Raw genomic sequence first — 21,870 nt, forward strand, 5'->3', positions numbered from 1 at the left:
GCTGTTCAACGTTTAACCGTACCGGGTTTTTAATCATGCAAATCGGAGTCTGCTACTACCCCGAACAATGGCCGCGCACGATGTGGGCCGACGACGCGCGGCGCATGGCCGAACTCGGCATCTCGCACGTGCGCATCGCCGAATTCGCGTGGAGCCGCATGGAGCCGCGCAAAGGCGTATTCGACTGGACGTGGCTCGACGAAGCGGTCGAAACGCTCGCGGCGCGCGGCCTGAAGGTCGTGCTCGGCACGCCGACGGCTTCGCCGCCGAAGTGGCTCGTCGATTCGATTCCCGACATGCTGCCCGTGCGCGCGGACGGCACGCGCTGGAATTACGGCTCGCGCCGCCATTACGACATCGCGAGCGCGGCCTATCGCCAGGAATGCGTGCGCATTACCGAAGCGATGGCGCAACGCTACGGCAAGCATCCCGCCGTGGTCGCGTGGCAGACCGATAACGAACTCGGTTGCCACGACACGGTGCCGAGCTATTCGCCCGCCGCGCAACAGCGTTTCCAGGCGTGGCTCGCGCAGCGCTACGGCAGCATCGAGGCGCTCAACGAAGCCTGGGGCAACGTGTTCTGGAGCATGGAGTATCCGTCGTTCGAGACGGTCGGCCTGCCGGTGCTCACGCCCACCGACGCCAATCCCTCGCATCTGCTGGATTTCCGCCGCTATATGTCCGACGAAGTGGCGAGCTTCCATCGCGAGCAGGCCGACGTGCTGCGCCGTCACGCGCCGAACGCGGACGTGCTGCACAACTTCATGGGCTTTTTCACGACCTTCGATCACTACGAATTCGCGGCGAACAAGGCCATCGACGTGGCGACGTGGGACAGCTATCCGATCGCGCGCACCGAAGTGATCGGCGTGCCGGAAGCGGACAAGGCGCGTTATGCGCGCACCGCGCATCCCGATGTGTCGGCCTTCGATCACGACCGTTATCGCGCGATCGGCGCGGGCCGTTTCTGGGTGATGGAGCAGCAGGCCGGTCCCGTGAACTGGGCGCCGTGGAATCCGGTGCCCGCGAAGGGCATGGTGCGCCTGTGGGCCTACGAGGCCTTCGCGCATGGTGCGGAACTCGTGTCGTATTTCCGCTGGCGTCAGTGCCCGTATGCGCAGGAGCAGATGCATTCGGGCCTGAATCTGCCGAATAACGAACTGTCGCCGGGCGGTCAGGAAGTGGAGCAGGCTGCGCGTGAAATCGCGCAAAGCGATACGTTGCGCACGCTCGCCGCGCCCGAGCGCGCCGCCGTGGCGCTCGTGTTCGACTACGAGACGCAATGGATGTTCGAGATTCAGCGCCACGGCGTGGGTTTCGATTATCAGACGCTCGCGTTCGACTATTACAGCGCGCTGCGCGAGCAGGGCCTCGACGTCGATATCGTCTCGCGTCACGCGGATCTTTCGGCGTACCGCCTCGTCGTGGTGCCGTCGCTGGCCGTGCTCGACGACGCGTTCATCGACAAGGTCGAGCAGAGCGGCGCGCGCTGGGTATTCGGTCCGCGTACCGGCTCGAAGACCACGCACTTCGCGATTCCCGGCAATCTGCCGCCGGGGCCGCTGCAACGCGTGCTGCCGCTGCAGGTGCTCGAAGCCGAATCGCTGCGGCCCACGCTCGCCCCCGCGCTAGCGCTCGGCGATGTGCGCGGCGCCGCGCTGCACTGGCGCGAGCACGTGCGTGCGAATGCGGGCGCGCAGGTCGACGCCACGTTCGAAGACGGCTGGCCCGCGCTGCTGTCGAATGGCCGCGTGCAATACGCCACCGCATGGCTCACGCACGATCTGCATCGCGCGCTGCTGGGCGACGCGGCACGTGCCGCCGGGCTCGCCACGCAGACGCTGCCCGAAGGCGTGCGTCTCGCACGACGCGGCGGTCTGAGCTTCGCGTTCAACTTCGGCGAAGCGCGCGTGCGCGTTCCCGCGCCCGAAGGCGCGCAGTTCGTGCTCGGCGCGGCGGAACTCGCGCGCGGCGACGTCTGCGCGTGGCGCGATCCGCGATGAGCTGATTCATCACGCAGGGCACGCCGGAATGCTGGCCGGCGTGCCCTGACTATCAGGCGGACCGTCGCAGCGTTCGCATGGCCCGCCGCATACCAAGGAGGAGCACAGATGAATCGAAGAGACATGCTGTCCTGGCTGGCCTGCACCGCGCTTGCGTCGGGCGCCTCGCTTCCTGCCATTGCGCGGGCGGCCGAAGCGGCCAGCGAGGCGCGCGGCGAACATGGCGAACGCCTCGCGATGGGCGCCGACGTATCGACGCTGCTCGAACTCGAAGCGAACGGCGCGCGCTTCTACGATCATGGCAAGGCTGACGACTGCCTGCGCATCTTCAAGCATCACGGTCTTGACGCCATCCGCATCAAGGTCTGGAATGATCCTGGCAATCCCGATTATTTTCCGGCGAACCAGAGTCCGGCAGTGGGTTACAACAACGCGAAGCATGTGCGCATGCTCGCGCGCCGCGCCGCCGAACTCGGCCTGCGCGTGCTGATCGACTTCCATTACAGCGACTGGTGGGCCGATCCGGGCAAGCAATATCCGCCGCATGCGTGGGCGGGCAAGGATCTCGCGCAGACCTGCGATCTGCTCGGCGAATACACCACGAGCGTGCTGCGCATGCTGCGCGAAGAGGGCGTGCGGCCCGAATGGGTGCAGACGGGCAACGAGATCACGGGCGGCATGCTCTGGCCGCTCGGCAAGTACGATCAGTGGGACAATCTCGCGACGCTGCTCAAGACGGCGCACGACGCCGTGAAATCCGTCGATCCCGACATCAAGCACATGCTGCATATCGATAGTGGCGGCGACAACGCCAAGAGCCGCTGGTGGTTCGACAGCGCCGTGCAGCGCGGCGTGAATTTCGATCTGATCGGGCTTTCGTATTATCCGCAGTGGCAAGGCTCGCTCGACGATCTGCAGAACAACGCCAACGATCTTTCGGCGCGCTACGGCAAGGACATCATCGTGGTGGAGACGGCTTTTCCGTGGACCACGAGCGACGGCGATTCGGAGCCCAACGCGATGACGAATACGGGCACCGTCACGTTCCCGCCTTCGCCGCAAGGTCAGGCGCAATTCTTCGCGGCGCTGACGAATGTGGTCAAGAGCGTTCCGAACGGGCGCGGCAAGGGCATCTTCTGGTGGGAGCCCGAGTGGATTCCCACGCCCAATGTGGGCTGGAAGGTGGGCGCGGGCGATCAGTGGGACAACAACACGCTGTTCGATTTCCACGGCCACGCGCTCTCGTCGATCGACGTGTTCAAGACGCGCTAGCGTAGCGGGGCGCCTGCCCGCATTTCTCCCTCTTTTCTCCAATGGCTGGCGCGCGTCCTTGACGGACGCGCGCGTTGGCCGTCAATTCCGTCAATTCGCCCCTTCCATTGCGACGTTTTGTCGCCCGCTGCTGTCCCGCACCCGCGTCACGACGGCACGACGCCGATTCCGGCGCTGTTCCGCAGCCATCGAGCCTGCGCTTCGATGGCATACTGCGCCCGCGCGACGCCCGCCGATCTCCCCACGCGTCAACCTAAAGGATTCTTCATTCTTGCCCATTGCGCCTTTGCGATACTGATCGCAAAGCGGGCGGTGATCGGCGCCCATTTCAATCAGGTCGGATCATGAGCAAAATTCTCACCATTGAAGACGATCCCATCGTCGGCCGGGACATCACGGAAGAACTCACCAACGCCGGGTTCGAAGTCGAATGGGCGCGTACGGGCGCGGAAGGAATTGCACGCGCGCTCAGCCCGGAATTCGACGCCATCACACTCGATCGCGTATTGCCCGGTATCGACGGCCTCACGATTGTCAAAACGATACGCAGTGTGGGAATCGAAACGCCGGTACTGATGATCAGTGCGCTCACCGACGTCGACGAGCGCGTGACCGGCCTGCTCGCAGGCGGCGACGATTACATCGCCAAGCCGTTTTCCGCAACGGAAATGCGCGCCCGCATTCAGGTGCTGCTGCGCAGAAGAGGGCGGCTTCAGCAACAGGTCGTCACGACATTGAAAGTCGAAGACCTTGAAATCGACCTGATCGCGCGATCGGTGAGCCGCGCGGAAAACGAAGTCAATCTGCCGCCCGTGGAATTCCGTCTGCTTGAGTATCTCGCGCGCAATTCCGGGCAAGTCGTCACGCGCACCATGATTTTCCAGTCGGTGTGGGACATGCATTTCGATCCGGGCACCAATCTGATCGAAGTCTATATCGGCAATTTGCGCAAAAAGATCGACAAGCCAGGCCTCAAGCCGCTGATCAAGACGATCCGCGGATCGGGATATATGCTTGGATGAGCCGTATGAAGATGAGCCTTTGGCGCAGCGCGATTTTCCGGCTGCTGTTGATTTACGGATTCGTGTTTGCAGGCTCGATGTCCGGCGTCGTGTATATGAATTACTGGAATTCGGCTTCCTATACGGCCACGCAGGCGGACTACAACATCGCCTGGCAATTCGCCTATTTCTCCGCGCTGCCCGCTGATAAAGTACCGATGCAGATTGCCGCGCATATTCGCAGCGAAATGCGTCGCCCGGTCAATTTCTACGGGCTGTTCAACGGCAATCACCGGCACATTGCGGGCGACATTCTCGCGTTTCCCGCCAACGTGCAGCCCGACGGCGACGGCGTCTGGAGCAAACCGATTCTCGCCGAGCAGGCCGCCGCGCGTCCCGAGTATATGCGCACCAAGGCGATGAAACTGGAAAACGGCGACATTCTCGTCGTCTCGCGCGACGTCGACGAAATGTCACGATTGCGGGCCTATATGCTGGGCGGACTGGCATGGAGCGCGGCCATCGTCGTGCTGGGTGGCCTCGCGATCGGCATACTCGTATCGACGACGCAATTGCGCCGTGTCAGCGACGTGCGCCGCGTCGTCCAGCAGATTACGCGCGGCGACTTCGAGGCGCGCTTGCCCGAGGCGGGCCGCGACGAAATTGCGTGGCTGTCCACCATGGTCAATCACATGCTCGACGAAGTCTCGCGGCTCATGCACGAAGTGAAAGGCGCGAGTGACGGCATCGCGCATGATTTGCGCACGCCCGTGATTCACATTCGCTCGCTGCTGGCGCGAATTCAGGGCGACGAGTTGTCCGCATCGCACGCGCAACTGCTGGAGCAGGCGCGCGAAGAAACCGAGGACGTGCTGCAACGCTTCGCCGCCATCATGCGCATTTCCGAAATCGAATCGATGAAACGAAAAAAGGGTTTCAGCGATGTCGAAATCGATGCGTTGTGCCGCAAGGCCGCCGATCTTTATCAACCGGTTGCCGCCGCCAATGGCCTCGTTTTCAGCGTGGATCTGCGCACGCGCGCGACCATTCGCGCCGATTACCCGCTGATGTTCGAGGTGCTCGTGAATCTGCTCGACAATGCGATCAAATTCACGCCCGAAGGCGGAACGGTCGAACTGAGTCTCGTGGACGGCAGTGAAGGCCCGACCATCGTGGTATCGGATTCCGGCCCCGGCATTCCCGACACCGAACGCACGGCGGTCTTTCAACGTTTTTATCGCAGCGATCTGACGAGCGTGGTCCCGGGTTCGGGGCTGGGACTTTCGGTGGTGCAGGCGGTGGTGCGGCTGCATGATTTCGGCCTGGCGCTTTCGGATGCGCGTCCGGGCCTGTGCGTCAGGCTCGATTGCTGGGCGCAATTCAAGCGCGATTGAACCTAACCCGAGCCAACCCCGATCTAAACCGAGGAGACGTTGCATGCGCATCCTTTGCATCGGCGCCGAGCGGCGGCGGCGTTATCTCGCCAGAGCGCTGGAGGAGTCGAACCATAGCGTCGTCGAACTCGACGGCGCCGATGACGCCGCCTGGCTCGCCGGCACGGAACATATCGACGCGATCATCGCCCTGACCAATGGCGAGGCCGAACACGTCACGCGAGCACTCGCGGCCCGACCGGCACACACCGTGCTGGTGATCGTCGACCTGCGCGGCACGACGGAAGCGCGCGTCAAACTGCTCGAATCGGGCGCGGATATCTGTCTCGACGAGCCTTACGATTACACCGAACTGCATGCGCGCCTGCATGCCATCACGCGGCCAGGCAAGAGCGAGACGAATTCGGCTGCGCAAGGCAACACGTCACGTCAGACGCTGCTGTCGCTGTCCACGCGCAGCCTGATATGCCGTGACGGCAGCGCACTGCTGCTGCGGCGCAGGGAGTATCTGCTGATGGATCGCTTGCTGCGCAATCCCGGCGAGGCGGTCCGTCACGCGGAATTGGTCGATTATGTGTTCGGCGAACTCGAAGTGGATCCGACTTCGCTTCACAGGCTGGTGTCGCGATTGCGCGGACGTTTTCTAAAGGCTCGCGCGCCGGTGAGTTTGATCGGCATTCCGCGTGTCGGCTATCGGGCCGATGTGGAAATGCCATACGAACATCAAAGCTGAAAGGGCAGGTCGTTGAGTCGCTCCAATCGAGTGCCTAAATTATCTTTAACCTTTTGGGCGACGATTGGAGAGGGGTGGTCGGCTAGGCTAGAGGTTCGAATTAAGCGCACCGCGCAACCGATAAAAAAGCCGCCCATGAATTTCAAATCAAGCTTGCCTCATCTCGCGATGGCCATCGTTGTTCTCACGGCGAGTTTCACCGCCAGCGCCGCGCCGCGTCTTTCACATCAGCAATGCGTCTCCTATCCCTTCATGAAAACATCGGGAGAAGTGACGCACGCCGATCTGATGAAAGAACTCGGCGAACTGGAAGCGCGCGGTTATCAACCCGGTTCGGACAATGGCGTGTTTCCGGCCGATCTGAATTCGGCGGAGCAAAAACTCGCGGTCGACTATAAGCAGGATTGCCAGATCTCGCATCGTTAATCGCGCGCTCGCGCGGAATTGATCGCCCGTTTAAACGCCGGTCGCCATGACCGGCGTGGCATCGTCCATCGTTTCCTAAAGAAACCTTCATTTTTCGCGGCGGCGTTTCGCCAGCGTCCTTGTTACGATACCGCTCGTTTTCTCGCGGGTCGTTCTGATCATTGATCTTTTCTCGCATGGCGTGCGGCCCGTTGCTCGAATCGAGTGACGGGCCGAGACTATTGCCGTTCTCGCCGCCGCGCGGCACGACACAGCGAGTCCGCGAACCACCCGAATACATGAACCAGGAGTTTCAAACGATGAAGATGCGCAAGACGGTGATTTCGCTTTCGATGTTGCTGGGTATGCAGGGTCTCGCGATGGCCGCGACCGCGTCGGCGGCGACCAGCGCCCCGGCTGCGGCCGTCACCCAGCGTCATGCCGAGCCGATCACCATCCGCAATGTCGTGATTGGGCAAGGCGCGCCGAAGATCATCGTTCCGACCACGGGCGCAACCGCCGATGAAGTGCTGGCCCAGGCGCGCGCGATCGGCAATAACCCCAATGTCGATATCATCGAATATCGCATCGACTACCTGAACTTCGATACCGACGCCACGCAGATCGCCGGACTGGGCAAGCAGGTCGCGTCGGTGGCCAACGGCAAGCCGCTCATTCTCACGTTCCGCACCAAGTCGGAAGGCGGCTCGAAGCAGATCAGCGACAAGCAATACGGCGATCTGTATCTCGCGCTGATCAAGGCGCATTTCATCGATATCCTCGACGTCGAAATGTTCCGTGATCCGTCCGTCGTGCGCGAAGTCGTCGCGGCGGCGCACGCGGCGGGCATCAAGGTTGTGATGTCGAGCCACGATTTCCACAAGACGCCGTCGACGGCGGAGATCGTTGCGCGTCTGCGCAAGCAGGACACGATGGGCGCGGATATCCTGAAGATCGCCGTCATGCCGCATAACGCCGCCGACGTGCTCAAACTGCTCGACGCCACCGAGCAGATTCGCGACCGCTATTCGCGCAAGCCGCTGCTGACGATGTCGATGGGCGGATTGGGCGCGGTGTCGCGTTTCTCCGGCCAGGTGTTCGGCTCCGATCTGACCTTCGGCATGATCGGCCAGGCGTCCGCGCCGGGGCAGGTCGATGCCAAGGCACTGCGTCAAGTGCTCGACACGATCAATACCGCCGTCAGCGGCAATTAAACGACGTTCCGGGCGGCACGGTTCGTCGCAAGCACGGCCGTGTTTGCCGCTCGAAACCGAACGCGCGCACCGCGCTATTGAGCGGTGCGCGCGTTTTTTTATGCAATGCGGCAGCAACGCAGCAAGCCTGCGCTGAATTGGGTTTTCTCCAGATCATTCTGGATTGCCAATTATTATTACGCGCAGGCCTCACCTATTTAGAATGAAACAGAAAAGTTACTTTGGCGGCGCGTCCGCGAATGCGCTGCGCGTCATCGCGGCGGCAGCAGCAGCGATGACGGCACCCGGTGCGCACGCGCAAAGCAGCCTCACGTTCTACGGTGTCGCCGACGACGCCATCAGCTACGTCAACAACCAGAACGGTCACGCGAATCTCTATCTTCGACAGGGCAATCTGTACGCCTCGAAATTCGGCCTGCAAGGCAGCGAGAATCTCGGCGATGACACGCGCGCGGTCTTTGTTCTCGAAAACGGCTTCGACCTGAACAATGGCACGCAGGCGTCGAGCGGATCGATATTCAACCGGCAGGCGTATGTGGGACTCTCCAGCGAACGCTACGGCAGCGCCACGCTCGGGCGTCAATACACGCCGTATTTCCAGTTTGTCGGGCCGCTTTCTTCCGTGGCCGCGCTGACCGGTGCAGCGGGCGCGCATCCTGGCGACCTCGACGGCATGGACACGACCGTGCGCGCAAGCAATGCGGCCCTGTACGTGTCGCCGCAATGGCACGGCCTCCAGGCGGCGGGCATGTATGCGCTGGGCGGCATGGCGGGCAGCGCCGGACGCGGCCAGACGATCAGCGTCGCGCTGCGTTATTCGCAGGGGCCGCTTGCGCTTGCGGCCGGTTATCTGCGGATGGACAACGCATTCGCGAGCACCACGAGTGCCGCGTTCGACTCGTCGTCGAGCGGCTCGTTCGGCGAGTCGGTGGTGAATCAGGGCTACGTCACGGCGCGATCGATGCGCGACGTCGCGATCGCCGGCAACTACACCTTCGGCGCCGCTCGCGTGGGCCTCATGTATTCCAATGTGCGCTATTTGCCTGGCGCGCGTTCGCTGTTCAAGGATACCGCTTCGTTCAACACGTATGGCACGTTTGCGCGCTGGCAGGTCACGGCGCCCGTCGATCTGGCGGCGGGCTTTTCATACACGCAGGCATCGAAAGCCAACGGCATTTCGCATGCGGCGCGTTACACGCAGTTTTCACTGAAGCAGGGTTATCAGCTTTCGAAACGCACGGCGCTTTACGCGCTCGAGGCGTGGCAGCACGCCAGCGGTCAAACGCTGGGCAGTGCGGGTGAAGTCGTGAATGCCGCCCCGGCTGTGGGCGATTCGCAAAACCTGACGGGATCGTCGACGCCGACGCAAATCGTCGCCATGCTCGGCATCGACATGAAGTTCTGAGGGGCGAGCAGCACCGTCGCTCGCCAGAGGTGGCCTGGCCCGCACGGGGCCTGGCCGCTCAATTGAAGCGATACGTCAACGCCACCTGCGCGACCGGATACCAGTGGTAGCGCGTGACCTTGTCGGTGAACTTCTGTTCTTCGTTGGCGATGTCCTGCTGCGAAACGTACGGATCGTAAATCGACGGCACGTCATACGCGACGCGCGGACGGCCATACGCCACGCCGAGATCGAACGACAAGCCCAGACCGAGCGCGGGCTTCTTGTGACCATAGCCAATGCCGATATAAGGCATCACATGCGGGAGCGTCACCTTCGCGCTCGGCGCGGGACCGAGCGCCGGCACCGTCTCGCCGCCAATCTGATAGTTGCCCTGCGCGTTCGGCGAGAGCGTCGCCGAGAGCGAATCCCCGTTGAAGAGGGCGCCTGCCGTGAGGCGGAACGCGCTCGACGCAAACGGGTACAGATCGAGGTAAGTGCCGCCCTGGGCGAGCGTGAGATGCCCGTCGTAGCGGTTGTCGTCTACCGTCACGGTGTGGCTGAGCCCGAAGCCCGCCGCCTCCGCATGCAGGCCCACATGCGGCCCCAGATTGAGCGCGCCGCCCAGTCCCGCGCCCAGCGTGCCGCCCGTCACATACACTTCCTGCGCCTGTACCGCCGAAGCCGCCCCCCACATCGCCGCGCCCATCACCGTCGCGCGCAGCGTCCAACCCATACCACCGAATACCGAAGCCACTGCTTTCTCCCTGAAACCGGGAAACGCTCGCTATGGGTTCCCCGACGGCTTCGACTTTACGGTTCACGCGCACGAATCAATTGCACGAGTTGCGGGCATTTGGCATCGCAAATCAAAACGCAATTGAAATGAATCCGCACGTCTGCGCTTCATCGCCGTGACCCCGTTTTTTCAGGGGTGAAAAGCGGTAAATATTTCGTTTAACCGATGGTTTAAAAAGCGGGCGCAAGCCGTTCGCGTTCACTGAAACGGGGTACACAGACGCTCGATCGGCGCGATCACCAGCACGCAGGTGGAGAACGCGATGAGCCCCAGAAACAGCACAGAAATGGCCGCGGCGCACCACGCGACGAAACGCAGCGCGTCGTGCTTGTCGGGGGCGAGCGAGACGGTCCGGCGCCACGCGCGGCCCGCCATGATCGCGAGCACCAGCGCGATCACGAACGCGCCGCCCGACGCCACGCCGACGATGCCCTCGACGTGTGGCCAGGGCATGTCGGCCTGATGCTGGATGCCGTCGCCGCAGGCCGCCGACACCAGCGTGACCGCCAGCGCCAGCTGCACGAGCCAGAGCAGCGGTCCGCCCACCAGCGCGAGCCAGATGGCCACGCGCAGCGGACGCAGGGAAACGGGAGCCGGAGTGCTTCCCGGCGAGGACGAATGAGCGTTCATCGCAAAGGGAGTCGAGCGGGAGTAGGGCGCGCACGCGCCACCCGGTACTGGCTGCGCCGCAGAACGCATGCCCGCAGCGTCGCGTGAGCGCGACACCGCGTTAGCAACGTTAAGCACGACCGTCTGGACGGTTAAACGGTGGAACGCGCTTCCACAGCGGTTTTCACGCCGCCGCGCCATGCGGGCGCACGCGCCGCCCACGCAAATACCGGCCTCGCCGCGCGATCTGACCAGATAACGTGGCCATAACGTTAGCGCTAGCGCAACTCCCGAGTGGAAACAACGTTAGAACTGGGGCGCATTTTCCCTGGCGCTTTCCGTCTGCGCGAGCGCGCGGCACGTTTTTATAATCAGCTCCCGAAGTGCATGGGACGTGATCCCTGCGCATTTCGGGACGCTGCGCCGGCTACCCCACGAAGCCGGGACGTGGTTTGGAGACACACGCAAAAAGATAGGATACCTGATGAAAAAGAAGCTGATTGGCCTCGCCGTGCTGGCCGCGGTATCGTCCGCCGCCCAGGCGCAAAGCCAGGTCACCTTGTACGGCCGTATCGACAACGGCATCCAGTATGAAACGGGCCTGCCGGGCAACAAGAACGCCGTGAGCGCCCAGAGCGGCGACTGGGGCTGTTCGTGGTTCGGCCTCGAAGGCTACGAGGATCTCGGTGCGGGCACGAAGGCGATCTTCAAGCTCGAAGGCCAGCTCAACACGCAGACGGGCCAGTCGGCGGGCGCGCTGTTCGGCCGTCACGCGATCGTCGGTTTCGACAACGACCGCTACGGTACCTTCAAGATGGGTAACCTCGGCGCGGGCGAAATCTCGCAGGACAGCTGGGGCGCCGACCCGCAGCTGATGCAGCGTTACGCGATTTCGACGCTCGTGCGCGGCCGTAACTGGGCGAGCGCCTCGAACGGCTTCGAATACCAGACGCCGAGCTGGGGCGGCTTCTACATGCGCGGCCAGTACGCGCTGACCAACAACACCAAGTGGAACGCGGCCTCGACGCCCACGGGCCAGGGCCGCACCGACGGCATCGAAGGTGTCTACTCCTTCGGCATGGGCGACTTCCGCGTGATTTACGACGAAGTGCGCGGCGCCGACGGCTCCTTCAACGACGTCTACCAGCACTCGCGCTCGATTCTCGCGGGCGGCACGCTGGTGTTCGGCCCGGTCAAGTTCTACGCGGGCTACCAGCATCTGAGCGCGCCGAACGCGACCAACGCGAGCGTGGGCGTGACCGACGCCTCGCAGCCGGGCGGTGTCTCCGCGCCGACGGCGGTCGATCACGAGTGGATCGGCGCGGCCTGGCAGATCAACGCGGCAGCGGCGATCACGGCGGCGGTCTTCCACGCCAACGCGAACAAGGGCAACGGCAACGCCACGCTCTACACGCTGGGCGGCACGTACAACCTGTCGAAGCGCACCTTCCTCTACACGGAAGCGGGCTACGTGCATAACAGCTCGACGTCGAACATCAACCTCGGCAACGGCTCGTACGGCAACAACGACTACGATCCGACCACGGGTTCGTCGGCGAACGGCAATCCGAACTACGGCCAGGGCCAGTTCGGCGTGTTCGCAGGCGTCATGCATCTGTTCTGATTCGGGCGGAACAGATGCGGCCTGCATCATCAACGCAGCATCGACTGTATCTCCAGTGAGTTACCAGCAGTAGCAAGTCGCATGGACAGGCCCGGCCGGACGTTGGTCCGGGCCGCGCCGGCGTGGTCAACCTCCTCCACCCTGACACGCCGGCGTCCCTTTTTTCAGTCTCCGCTTCAAACCCATCCGATCACAATCCCTCGTATTTAATAGGGTCCCGGCGCTTTTGGCGTACCCGGGAAACTCCGCGTTTGCCCGCCCTTGAACGACGCCCGATGACCATGCTATCTTGCAGACGTTAGCGATAACGTCCACGGTGCGCGACGTCTCGCAACGCGGTTCCATACAAAACTACAGCGCGCCGATCACGATGGGTGGAGATCCTTCAATGGAAAAACGGGTATCGAAAGCGATGTTCAAGGCCAAGGCCTGCGAACTGTTCCGGCAAGTCGAAATGCTCGGCGAAAGCGTGGTGGTCACCGACCGCGGCCAGCCGACCATCGAAATACGTCCGTATCGCGCCAAGCGCAAGAGTCCGCTCGACTCGCTGCGCGCGGCGATCGTCCACTGCGATTTCGATCCGCCCGGCGATGCGCCTGGCGATGCGCCTGGCGATGCGTTGGGCGAGGCCTTGAGCGAAATAGCGGGCGAGGGTGAGCGAGTCGGCACGCGCCGCGCTGTGGCCATCGACACGTAAGCCACGGCCATGGTCACGCTCGACACTTGCGCGCTGATCTACTGGCTGCGCGGCGACCGTGCGCTGAGCGAGCCCGCGCGCGCGGCCATCGACGGCGCGCTCGACGGCGGCGAAGTGCTGATCTCCACGATCAGCGTGCTGGAACTGGCGCAATTCGTGGAGAACGGCCGGCTCGCGCTGGCGATGGACACGCGGCGCTGGCTCGCCACGCTCGCGTCGCTCGAAGGCGTGCGCATGGTGCCCGTCGATACCGCGATCGCGGTGCGCGCCACCACGCTCTCGCCGGAATTGCCGTCGTCGCAGCGGCTCGTCGCCGCCACCGCGCGCACGCTCGGCGTGCCGCTCGTCACGCCCGACGCACGCGTGCGCGCGCTCACGCATCTCGACACCATCTGGTGAAAGCCGCGCGAAGCGCCGGCTGAAAACACCAACGGGGCGCCTTATCGCGGATAAGGCGCCCCGTTTTATTTACGCGTTCGACTCGCGAAGTCGCTCGCGCCAATGCTCATGCTCACATTCACGCTTTCGCGCGCTGCTTGCCCGCCCGCCGCGCGGCCTCGGCAGGCCGCCGCGCGACGGCGGGCGCCTGCGCCGTGGACTGGCGCACCACCAGTTCGGCGGGGAAGGTCGTGCGCTGCGCGACCGCGTCGTTGCCCGCGATCTGCGCGAGCAGCGCATTGACCGCCGAACTCGACATCTGCTGAAACGGCTGGCGCACCGTGGTCAACGCCGGATGAAACTGCTCGGCCATGGGGATGTCGTCGAAACCGATCACGGAGATGTCGTCGGGCACGCGCAGGCCCGCTTCGCGCGCGGCCGCGATCGCGCCGAACGCGCTCTGGTCGTTGGCCGTGAAGATGGCCGTGGGCGGATCGGGCAGGTTCACGAGGCCCGTCGCCACTTCGAACGCGGTCATCTGCGAAAGATCGCCGGTCACGACGAGTTCGGGATCGAGCGCGATGCCGTGGCGCACGAGCGTGTCGTGATAGCCGCGCTGCCGGTCGCGCACGCCTTCGATCGCTTCGTCGCCGCCGAGAAACGCAATGCGCTTGTGGCCGAGCGAGACCAGATGCTCGACCGCCATGCGCGCGCCGCCGTAATTGTCGACCGACACCGAGGGAAAACGATTGAGCGTGCCGCGTTGATCGACCACCACCACGGGCACGTGCGCGGCCGCGAGCGAGTCGAGACACATGGTCTCGCGCGGCAGGATCACGAGCAGTCCGTCGGAAAACTGGCGCACGAGCTTGATGAGTTCCTGATGCGCGTGGCTGTCGTCGGACACCGTGTAGACGAGCACTTCGCAACCTGCGGCGCGCGCCGCGCGGCCCGCGCCCAGAATCAGTTCGCTCGAAAACTGCGTGTCGAGCGTGGGCGTCATGATGCCGATGATGCCGTTGCGTCCGCCCGAGAGCTTCTGGGCCGTGCGATTGACGACGTAACCGATGTCGGAGGCGATGCGCAGCACTTCGTCGCGCGTTTCCCGCGACACGCCCGGACGCCCGTTGAGCGCGCGCGACGCGGTCATCTGCGACACGCCGGCCAGCCTCGCGACGTCTGCCAGCGTGGGATTTTGCTTGGTCATGCGACTAGCTTGTTATGAAGGAGTGAGGCAGCGCGACCCGAACCGCGATCTGGAGAGATCTTGGTAACGCTATCGTTACAGTGGAAATCATTCTAACAGAACCGCGCAGCCCGACAATTCAGGCGCGCACGGGCCGCCTGTCAAGCGTTGTACGGATACGTCGCGCAGACGGCAGCTTGAGGGTTAACACGGTCTGGCGACGGTAGAACGTTATGACTACGATCTCGTAACGTTAAGGCTAACGTTAAACGGTCGCAAACAAAACCAACGACAGGAGACACCCAAGATGGCGTACGCGGCGGTAGCGAAAACGACGGGCGCGGCGGTGCTGTTCGCCGCGCTCGCGGCGGCGGGCGTGGTGCACGCGCAGGACGCGAAAGTGATCACGACGTGGGATCAGCAAACGAATGCCAGTTCCAGCAAGATTCTGCGCGACGCGTCCGATCGCTTCGAGCAGAAAAACCCCGGCTACAAGGTCGAAAACTCGCACATCCTCAACGACGCCTACAAGACCAAGCTGAAGGTGGCGTTCGGTGCGAACCAGCCGCCGTGCGTGTTCGAGTCATGGGGTGGCGGCACGCTCAACGAATATGTGAAGGCCGGGCAGATCGCCGACCTCACGCCGTATCTGCAGAAGGACCCCGCGTATCGCGACCGCTTCCTGCCTGCCTCGTGGAAGGCCGTGACCTTCGACGGCAAGACTTACGGCGTGGCCGCCGAAAACGCGTCGGCCGCCGTGATCTTCTATAACAAGGACCTCTTCAAGCAGTACGGCCTCAAGCCGCCCGCGACCTGGGAGGAGCTGATGCACGTGGTGCAGGTGCTCAAGTCGCACGACATCGCGCCGTTCGCGCTCGCCAACAAGAACAAGTGGACGGGCTCGATGTACTACATGTACCTCGTCGACCGCATCGGCGGCCCTGAGGTCGTGCGCGGCGCGGTGGAGGGCGGCGGCAAGGGCTTCGGCGATCCGGCCTTCGTGGAAGCGGGCAAGTACATTCAGGATCTCGTGAAGGCCGGCGCGTTCGCGCAGGGCTACAACGGCCTCGACTACGACGTGGGCGCCTCGCGCCGTCTGCTGTATTCGGGCCGCGCGGCCATGGAACTGATGGGCGGCTGGGAAGCCTCGACCATCGCCAACGAAAACCCCGCGTTCTCGGCCAAACTCGACTTCTTCCCGTTCCCGAGCGTGCCGGGCGGCAAGGGCGATCCGCGCGACGTGATCGGCACGGTCGGCGACGGCTTCCTGAGCATCTCCAGCGCGTGCAAGTACCCGGACCAGGCATTCAAGCTGATCCAGGCACTCACCGACGACGAATCGATGCGCGCGCGCGTGACCGACCACAAGGTGCCGCCGGTCAAGGACGTGGCGATTCCCGATCCGTTCCTCAAGCGCTTGCAGGCGCTCATCGTGCAAGCGCCGAACGTGCAGCTCTGGTACGACCAGGCGCTGCCGCCGCGTCTGGGCGAGCTGCATAAGGACACGACCCAGGCGCTGTTCGGCCTCTCGGTCACGCCGCAGGCCGCCGCGCAGCAAATGGAAGCGGCTTCGAAGTCGGGCGGCTGATCGAAACGATTCGCCATCCTGATCAATCTTTTCATCAAGACCGGTGGGCGTCCGCGAGGACGCCGCCGGCAGGCCTATCCGTGAACATCGCACTTTCCGCCGTTCCCGAACGCCGCTTGCGATTCTCCGCGCAGTGGCTCGTCGCCGCCACCTTTCTCGCGCCCGCGGTGCTGCTGCTCGCCGTGTTCCTGCTGTATCCGCTCGTCTCCAGCCTGCGGCTTTCCTTGCTCGACTGGAACGGCCTCGGCAGCAATGCGCGCTTCGTGGGGCTCGCCAACTGGGCAAAGCTCGCGCACGATGGCGTGTTCTGGCAATCGCTCGCGAACAACGCGCTGCTCGCGGCCGCGTCGATCGTGGTCGAACTGCCGATCGCGCTCGCGCTCGCCGTGCTGCTCGAAAAAGCGGGGCGCGGCTTGCGTCTGTTGAAGATTCTCTATTTCCTGCCGCTGCTGATGTCGAGCGTGGCGATCGGCGTGCTGTTCAAGAACGTCTACGATCCGAACTTCGGCCCGCTCAACGCGGCGCTCCATGCGCTCGGACTCGATGCGCTCGCACAGGACTGGCTCGGCGATCCGCATCTGTCGCTCGGCTCGACCATCGCCGTGATCTGCTGGCAGAACACGCCGTTCTACATGATCCTGTTTCTCGCCGGGCTGTCTTCGCTGCCGCAGGAAATCGCCGAAGCCGCGCGCCTCGACGGCGCATCGGAATGGACCATTTTCTGGCGCATCAAGCTGCCACATCTGCAAGGCACCGTGCGTACCGCCGTGCTGCTCTCCATTCTCGGCTCGCTGCGCTATTTCGATCTGATCTACGTGATGACGGGCGGCGGTCCCGAAGGCTCGTCCGAACTCATGGCGACCTATATGTACCGCACCGTGTTCAGCTCGTTCCAGCTCGGCTACGGCAGCACCATCGGCTCGGCGATGTTCATCATCGTCTGCGCGGTGGCGGCTATTTCGCTGCGCTTCACGCGCCGCTACGCAACGGAGGTCTGAGCGATGTCGACGCTTCCGCATCAACCGGGGTTCGGCCTGCGCAAGCTCCGCGTGGGCGTGCCGCTGCTCGCGCTGATCTGGCTGGCCGTCACCACCGTGCCGTTCATCTTCGTGGTGGCCACGAGCCTCAAAACGCAGGACGAAACCTTTTCCTCGCCGGTCTGGGCCTTGCCGAAGCATCTGTATTTCGGCAATTACGCCGCCGTGCTCGAAGGCCCGTATTTCACCTACTTCCGCAACAGCCTGTTCGTGGTGGGCGTGTCCGTGGTGCTGATCGTGATCGTGAGCGCTATGGCTGCGTACGCATTCGCGCGGCTGCGCTTCACCTTCAACAAAACGCTGTTCGCGCTCGTGGTCGCGGGCATGATCGTGCCGCTGCACGCGACGCTCGTGCCGATCTATCTGCTCACGCGCAATCTCGGCCTCTACGACACGCCGTTCGCGCTGCTCGGACCGTACGTGGCGCTGAGCCTGCCGGTGTCGATCTTCATTCTCACGGAATTCATGCGGCAGATTCCGCGCGAACTCGAAGAGGCCGCGCAACTCGACGGCTGTGGTCCGTTCGGCATCTTCTGGCGCGTGTTTTTTCCGCTGTCCGGTCCCGGCCTCGCGACGGTGGCGATCTACAACGGCATTGGCCTGTGGAACGAATTCATCTTCGCCTACATGCTCACCTCGACCTCCGAGCATCGCACGCTGCCGCTCGCGGTGTGGGATTTTCAGGGCCAGTATTCGTCGAACGTGCCCGCGATGCTTGCGGTCGTCACGCTGACTTCGCTGCCGCTGATCGTGGCCTACGCGTTCGGTCAGGAGCGCGTGATCAAGGGCATGATGGCCGGCTCGCTCAAGGGCTGAGCCACGTTTCAAACCGCACTGATACCGACATCACGACATGGCAAGCATCTCTCTCGCAAACGTACAGAAGTCCTACGCAAATGGTCAGGCGGTGATCCGCAACGCGCAGCTCGAAGTCGGCAAGAACGAGTTCTGCGTGTTTCTCGGGCCGTCCGGCTGCGGCAAGTCTACGCTGCTGCGCATGATCGCCGGGCTCGAATCGATCAGCGACGGCGAATTGCGCATCGACGGCCAGCGCATGAACGACGTCGCGCCCGCGAAGCGCCGCGTGGCGATGGTGTTCCAGAACTACGCGCTTTATCCGCATATGAGCGTGTACGAGAACATGGCGTTCGGCTTGCGCCAGGCGAAGATCGACAAGGCGGCCATCGACACGAAAGTGCGCCGCGCCGCCGCCGCGCTGCAACTCGATGCGCTGCTCGAACGCCGTCCCGCGGCGCTCTCGGGCGGCCAGCGTCAGCGCGTGGCGATTGGCCGTGCGATCGTGCGCGAGCCGGGCGTGTTCCTCTTCGACGAACCGCTGTCGAATCTCGACGCCGCGCTGCGCGTACAGACGCGCACTGAAATTGCGCGCCTGCATCGCGAGTTTCGCGAGGCGAGCGCCGTGTATGTGACGCACGATCAGGTCGAGGCGATGGCGCTGGCCGACCGCATCGTGCTGCTTCAGGCCGGCAAGGACATGGAGCGGCACGGCAGCATCGCACAGGTGGGCGCGCCGCTCGATCTCTACCACCATCCCAGGAGCCGTTTCGTGGCCGGTTTCATCGGCTCGCCGAAGATGAACTTCTTCCCCGGTACGGTCACGGGCGCCGACGAAGGCGGCGTGCACGTGGTGCTGGACAGCGGCGAGCGCGTGCTCGCGCGCGTCGAGCCGGGCCATGCGAATGCTGGCATGAAGGTGACGCTGGGGATTCGCCCGGAGCACCTGCGTCTCGCCGATGCCGCGCGCAACGAGCCGACGCTCGCGTGCCGCGTGCGCCTCGTCGAGCGCATGGGCGAGCACAGCTACGTGCATATCGGCCAGCAGCACGCGGACGCACCCACGCTGATCGCCAAGCTGCCCGGCGACAGCGCGCTGGCCTACGACGAGAACGTCCATCTCGCGCTGCCGCCCGACGCCTGCCATCTGTTCGACGACCGCGACATGGCGTTCAAGCGCATGCATTAATCACGTCGCGCGGCGCTTCGGCAGTCTGAACACACGCTTGAAAAATAAGCAGGATAACTAACGTGCCGGGACGCGACGCGCGCCTTGCACACGACCCAACAGGAGTGTTGTGATGTCGCTTGACCATCAAAGCGAGGTGCCCGTTTACCGCCGCGCTCACGCGCCCACCGAAGCGCGCGTGGCCGACCTGCTCGCGCGCATGACGATCGACGAAAAGATCGCGCAGCTGCACGCCGTCTGGCTCAAGCTGCGCGCGCATGGCCGTCACGAATGGCGCACCGAGGACTTCGCGCAGCGCGATACGGGTGTGCCGCTCGACACGCTGCTGCGACACGGGCTCGGTCAGGTGACGCGTCCGCTCGGCACGCATACGGTCGATCCGCAAGAGGGCGTGGAGGCCTTCAACGCGCTGCAACGGCAGATGATCGAGCAGACGCGCCTGGGCATTCCGGTGATGGCGCACGAGGAATGTCTCGTCGGGCTGATGATCAAGGACGCCACGCTGTTTCCGTCGCCGCTCAATTACGCGGCCACGTGGAATCCTGCGCTGGTTGGCCGCGTGGGCGAGGTGATCGGCGAACAGGCGCGCTCGATCGGCTGTCATCAAGGGCTCGCGCCTGTGCTCGATGTATCGCGCGATCCGCGTTGGGGACGCACCGAGGAAACCTTCGGCGAAGATCCGTATCTGGTGGGCGTGATGGCGTGTCACTACGTGCAGGGCCTGCAAGGCGAGAAGCGCGACGTGCTCGCCACGCTCAAGCACTTCGTGGCGCACTCGGCCAGCGAAGGCGCGCGCAATCACGCGCCCGTGCACGTCGGCCCGCGCGAACTCAACGATACGTTCCTGCTGCCGTTCGAGATGGCCGTGAAGCTCGCGCACGCGGGCTCGATCATGCCTGCGTATCACGACATTGACGGCGTGCCGTGCCACGCGAACCGCGATTTGCTGCAAGGCGTGCTGCGCGATAAATGGGGCTTCGACGGCCTGATCGTCGCGGATTATGCGGCCGTGAATCTGCTCTATACGCATCACGGCATCGCGCGCGACGCGGCCGACGCCGCCGCGCAGTCGTTCAACGCGGGGCTCGATATCGAGTTGCCGGGCCACGAGTGCGCGCTGCATCTCAAGGACGCGCTCGCGCGCGGCGAGATCAGCGAAGCGACCATCGATGCAGCAGTGAAGCGCGTGTTGCGCGTGAAGTTCGACATCGGCCTGTTCGAGCAGCCCTATGCCGATGTCTCGCGCGTGAACGTGCGCAGCGAAGCCGCAAGCGATGTGGCCTACGACGTGGCGCTCGAATCGGTGGTGCTGCTGCGCAACGACGGCGTGCTGCCGCTCGCGAACGACGGCACGCAGAACGTGGCCGTGATCGGCCCGACCGCCGACGATCCGCTCGCGCTGCTCGCGGGCTACAGCTTCCCCGTGCATCTGATCAACAGCGGCGAGAGCGCGCATTCGTCGATGACGACGCCGCTGCACGCGCTGCGCGATGTGCTCGGCGAAGCGCGCGTCAGCTACGCGCCCGGTTGCGCGATCATCGAAGAACGCCGTGCGGGCGCACCGGTATTTCCGGGCGACGTCTCGCTCGATACGCGCGAAGTCGGCACGCGCGACGCGCTCATCAGCACCGACACGTCGCGCATCGCCGCCGCCGTCGAAGCGGCGCGCGCCGCCGATGTTGCGATCGTGTTTGTCGGCGACCTCGCGGGCCTGTTCCAGTCGGGCACCGTGGGCGAAGGCTCGGACACGGACAGCCTCGCGCTGCCCGGCGTGCAGCAGGCGCTGCTCGACGCCGTGCTCGCGACCGGCACACCCACCGTCGTCGTGATGACGGGCGGCCGCCCGTACAACCTCGGCGGTCAGGAGGAGCGCGTCGCCGCGCAGGTGATGGCGTTCGCGCCTGGCGAGAAGGGCGGCGAAGCGCTCGCGGCGCTGCTCACGGGCCGCGAGAATTTCAGCGCACGCCTGCCGCTTTCCGTGGCGACGAGCGCGGGCGCGGTGCCCTACGTCTACAACCATCGGCTCAAAAGCGCGGGCACGCCGGTTGCTTGGCACTTCGGTTCGCGCTACCCGTTCGGCTTCGGTCTCGGCTATACGCGCTTCGCTTACGAGGCGCTCGAACTCGCCGCGTCCGATGCGCCCATCGAAAACGGCACGTTCGAATTGGCGTTCACGGTGAAGAACATCGGCGCGCGCGACGGCGTGGAAGTCGTGCAGATTTATCTGCGCGACAAGCTGGCGTCGAGTGCGCGTCCGGTGCGTGAATTGAAGGCGTTTTCGCGCGTGACGGTGGCAGCGGGCGGCGCAGCGCGCGTGCAGGTTCGCCTGCCTGTCGACATGCTGAATTTCACCGATGGACGCGGCGAACGCATCGTCGAGCCCGGCGATTTCGATCTGATGATCGGCAGTTCGAGCCGCGATATTCATCTGCAAGCGACGCTCACCGTCACCGGCGATGCGACGCGCACGCTGCCGCGCGACTGGCGCATGACGAGCGACGTGACCGTCGAATAAACCCCCGCGCGACCCTTGACGCAACGATTGAACCGAAAGCGAAATTA

The 21,870-nt window shown here is 64.1% G+C and carries 19 protein-coding genes; 16 read left to right on the top strand and 3 right to left on the bottom strand.

Annotation, left to right across the window (positions count from 1 at the left end; all coding sequences use genetic code 11):
* The first annotated feature begins 35 nt into the window (after positions 1 to 35).
* The 8 genes from LDO54_RS10715 to LDO54_RS10750 all read left to right on the top strand — a co-directional run bounded on the left by LDO54_RS10715 (position 36) and on the right by LDO54_RS10750 (position 9,427).
* Positions 36 to 2,003 (top strand): beta-galactosidase, encoded by a 1,968-nt coding sequence (locus LDO54_RS10715; RefSeq protein ID WP_224010008.1) that lies wholly within the window; start codon positions 36 to 38, stop codon positions 2,001 to 2,003.
* 108 nt (positions 2,004 to 2,111) lie between these two features.
* The gene (locus LDO54_RS10720; RefSeq protein WP_224010010.1) at positions 2,112 to 3,275 is read left to right on the top strand and encodes a glycoside hydrolase family 53 protein; all 1,164 of its coding nucleotides are present in this window, start codon (positions 2,112 to 2,114) and stop codon (positions 3,273 to 3,275) included.
* Positions 3,276 to 3,619: 344 nt separating this feature from the next.
* Positions 3,620 to 4,297: a response regulator transcription factor gene (locus LDO54_RS10725; RefSeq protein WP_224010134.1), complete on the top strand. Its 678-nt coding sequence runs from the start codon at positions 3,620 to 3,622 to the stop codon at positions 4,295 to 4,297.
* 5 nt (positions 4,298 to 4,302) lie between these two features.
* Positions 4,303 to 5,670 carry a sensor histidine kinase gene (locus LDO54_RS10730; protein ID WP_224010012.1) on the top strand — a complete coding sequence of 456 codons (1,368 nt, stop codon included), beginning with the start codon at positions 4,303 to 4,305 and terminating at the stop codon, positions 5,668 to 5,670.
* Positions 5,588 to 6,403 (top strand): response regulator transcription factor, encoded by an 816-nt coding sequence (locus tag LDO54_RS10735; protein WP_224010014.1) that lies wholly within the window; start codon positions 5,588 to 5,590, stop codon positions 6,401 to 6,403. The genes LDO54_RS10730 and LDO54_RS10735 overlap by 83 nt, the downstream gene beginning before the upstream one ends.
* A 12-nt stretch (positions 6,404 to 6,415) precedes the next feature.
* Positions 6,416 to 6,829, top strand: a complete 414-nt coding sequence (locus LDO54_RS10740; protein WP_224010016.1) for a DUF4148 domain-containing protein — start codon at positions 6,416 to 6,418, stop codon at positions 6,827 to 6,829.
* A 191-nt stretch (positions 6,830 to 7,020) separates the two neighbouring features.
* Positions 7,021 to 8,022, top strand: a complete 1,002-nt coding sequence (gene aroD / locus LDO54_RS10745) for a type I 3-dehydroquinate dehydratase (RefSeq protein WP_224010018.1) — start codon at positions 7,021 to 7,023, stop codon at positions 8,020 to 8,022.
* Positions 8,023 to 8,224: 202 nt separating this feature from the next.
* Positions 8,225 to 9,427, top strand: a complete 1,203-nt coding sequence (locus LDO54_RS10750; RefSeq protein WP_224010020.1) for a porin — start codon at positions 8,225 to 8,227, stop codon at positions 9,425 to 9,427.
* Positions 9,428 to 9,485: 58 nt separating this feature from the next.
* Here LDO54_RS10750 and LDO54_RS10755 read toward each other — a convergent pair whose 3' ends face one another.
* Both LDO54_RS10755 and LDO54_RS10760 read right to left on the bottom strand, forming a co-directional pair.
* Positions 9,486 to 10,163, bottom strand: coding sequence for a hypothetical protein (locus tag LDO54_RS10755; protein WP_224010022.1), 678 nt, complete (start codon positions 10,161 to 10,163; stop codon positions 9,486 to 9,488).
* A 240-nt stretch (positions 10,164 to 10,403) separates the two neighbouring features.
* Positions 10,404 to 10,835, bottom strand: a complete 432-nt coding sequence (locus LDO54_RS10760; RefSeq protein ID WP_224010024.1) for a hypothetical protein — start codon at positions 10,833 to 10,835, stop codon at positions 10,404 to 10,406.
* 463 nt (positions 10,836 to 11,298) lie between these two features.
* Between LDO54_RS10760 and LDO54_RS10765 the strand changes: the two genes are divergently transcribed.
* The 3 genes from LDO54_RS10765 to LDO54_RS10775 all read left to right on the top strand — a co-directional run bounded on the left by LDO54_RS10765 (position 11,299) and on the right by LDO54_RS10775 (position 13,534).
* A complete protein-coding gene (locus tag LDO54_RS10765; protein WP_224010026.1) occupies positions 11,299 to 12,438 on the top strand; it encodes a porin in 1,140 nt (379 codons plus the stop codon).
* 316 nt (positions 12,439 to 12,754) lie between these two features.
* Complete coding sequence (locus LDO54_RS39215) at positions 12,755 to 13,135, top strand: type II toxin-antitoxin system Phd/YefM family antitoxin (RefSeq protein ID WP_436975547.1); 381 nt, start codon at positions 12,755 to 12,757, stop codon at positions 13,133 to 13,135.
* A 9-nt stretch (positions 13,136 to 13,144) separates the two neighbouring features.
* On the top strand, positions 13,145 to 13,534 hold the full coding sequence (locus LDO54_RS10775; protein WP_224010028.1) for a type II toxin-antitoxin system VapC family toxin: 390 nt from the start codon (positions 13,145 to 13,147) through the stop codon (positions 13,532 to 13,534).
* Positions 13,535 to 13,652: 118 nt separating this feature from the next.
* Here the strand turns inward: LDO54_RS10775 and LDO54_RS10780 are convergent, their stop codons facing one another.
* The gene (locus LDO54_RS10780; RefSeq protein WP_224010030.1) at positions 13,653 to 14,720 is read right to left on the bottom strand and encodes a LacI family DNA-binding transcriptional regulator; all 1,068 of its coding nucleotides are present in this window, start codon (positions 14,718 to 14,720) and stop codon (positions 13,653 to 13,655) included.
* Positions 14,721 to 15,006: 286 nt separating this feature from the next.
* Here LDO54_RS10780 and LDO54_RS10785 point away from each other — a divergent pair, with 286 nt between their 5' ends.
* The 5 genes from LDO54_RS10785 (at position 15,007) to LDO54_RS10805 (ending at position 21,823) form a co-directional block, all read left to right on the top strand.
* A complete protein-coding gene (locus LDO54_RS10785; RefSeq protein ID WP_224010032.1) occupies positions 15,007 to 16,287 on the top strand; it encodes an extracellular solute-binding protein in 1,281 nt (426 codons plus the stop codon).
* Positions 16,288 to 16,367: 80 nt separating this feature from the next.
* A complete protein-coding gene (locus LDO54_RS10790; RefSeq protein WP_224010034.1) occupies positions 16,368 to 17,285 on the top strand; it encodes a carbohydrate ABC transporter permease in 918 nt (305 codons plus the stop codon).
* A gap of 3 nt (positions 17,286 to 17,288) precedes the next feature.
* Positions 17,289 to 18,140 carry a carbohydrate ABC transporter permease gene (locus LDO54_RS10795; RefSeq protein ID WP_224010036.1) on the top strand — a complete coding sequence of 284 codons (852 nt, stop codon included), beginning with the start codon at positions 17,289 to 17,291 and terminating at the stop codon, positions 18,138 to 18,140.
* A gap of 37 nt (positions 18,141 to 18,177) precedes the next feature.
* Entirely contained in the window at positions 18,178 to 19,308 is a 1,131-nt protein-coding gene (locus LDO54_RS10800) for an ABC transporter ATP-binding protein (protein WP_224010038.1), read from the top strand.
* Positions 19,309 to 19,420: 112 nt separating this feature from the next.
* On the top strand, positions 19,421 to 21,823 hold the full coding sequence (locus tag LDO54_RS10805) for a beta-glucosidase family protein (RefSeq protein WP_224010040.1): 2,403 nt from the start codon (positions 19,421 to 19,423) through the stop codon (positions 21,821 to 21,823).
* The last annotated feature ends 47 nt before the right edge of the window (positions 21,824 to 21,870 follow it).

The organism is Paraburkholderia tropica (assembly GCF_914484835.1).
GTDB lineage: Bacteria > Pseudomonadota > Gammaproteobacteria > Burkholderiales > Burkholderiaceae > Paraburkholderia > Paraburkholderia tropica_A.